2 protein-coding genes are annotated in these 1,265 nt (G+C 57.4%); one reads left to right on the forward strand and one right to left on the reverse strand.

The genetic code is table 11. The features are described from left to right. Window positions 1–263 (reverse strand): amino acid permease (locus tag ACXJ7R_RS33270; RefSeq protein ID WP_457155500.1); only part of this gene is annotated, 263 nt, incomplete at its 3' end. A gap of 292 nt (window positions 264–555) precedes the next feature. On the opposite strand from ACXJ7R_RS33270, the gene ACXJ7R_RS33275 reads away from it, so the two are divergent. Beyond that, on the forward strand, window positions 556–1,265 hold a 710-nt coding region (locus ACXJ7R_RS33275), incomplete at its 3' end, for an amino acid permease (RefSeq protein WP_457155501.1).

Genomic DNA, 1,265 nt, shown 5'->3' on the forward strand with positions numbered 1-1,265 from the left:
CCCATATAGTCGCCGAAGCCGGCCTTGGCATAGGCGAAGACGCCGGAATCGATATCCGGTTTCTTCTCGGCCAGCGCCTGGAACACCCGGGCCAGCATGTACATGCCGGTTCCGGCTATCATCCAGGCGATGATGGCGCCGAACGGGCCCGTCGCGGTGGCGAACCTGCCGGGCAGATTGAAGATACCGGCCCCGATCATCGATCCGACAACCATTGCGATCAGGGCGAACAAGGACAGCTTCTGCTCGGACTTACTTGCCACGTGCCTCTCCCGAGTGATCGGAAATCATCTGTGCGTGAGCCAACGAGCGGGCTGGAATTTCAGTACAAACCGAACCCTATGCTTTTGGCGTGGTCGTGAAATTAGCTGAGAGTCTCATTCCTGTGCATCGCGTCTCTATTTCGAAGCCTCGACGCAATACACCGCCGCAGTGGAGTTACATCGGCTGGACTTGTGACTTTCTCCGATGCAGCATCGGGTGAGCGACCTGGACCGGTTTAGCAATTCGGACGGATTTCGCTTGTACAATTGACGACCGGCTCGAGACGCRGCCATGGCATCCCAGACCTCGCAGAAGCTTTCGCTCGCGGCGCTAACGGCGATGGTGGTCGGATCGATGATCGGCGCCGGCATATTTTCGCTGCCTCGTACCTTCGGCAACGCAACCGGACCAGTCGGCGCAATCATCGCCTGGTGTATCGCCGGGACCGGGATGTATACGTTGGCCCGCGTCTTTCAGGCGCTCGCGGAGCGCAAGCCAGAACTCGATGCCGGCATCTTTGCCTACGCAAAAGCCGGCTTCGGTGACTACGCTGGTTTCCTTTCTGCGTTTGGCTATTGGTTGGTTGCCTGCATTGCCGACGTCTCATATTGGGTTCTGATCAAGTCGACACTCGGCGCGTTCTTCCCGGTTTTTGGCAATGGTGACACGGTCCCTGCAGTGGTGGTCTCGTCGATCGCACTCTGGCTGTTCCACTTCACGATCCTGCGCGGGATCAAGGAAGCTGCCGTCATCAACACCGTTGTTACGGTCGCAAAAATCATTCCCATCCTTACCTTCATTTTCATTCTGGCCGGAACGTTCAAGGCGAACATCTTCGTCAGCAACCTATGGGGCGGAGAGCTGGCATCTCGAAGCGGTCTCTTTGAGCAAATCCGAGCGACCATGCTGGTCACAATCTTTGTGTTCATTGGGATTGAGGGAGCAAGCGTCTATTCTCGCTATGCCAAGGAACGCTCCGAGGTCGGCAGGGCGACGATCGT

This window comes from Mesorhizobium sp. P5_C1 (genome assembly GCF_054049815.1).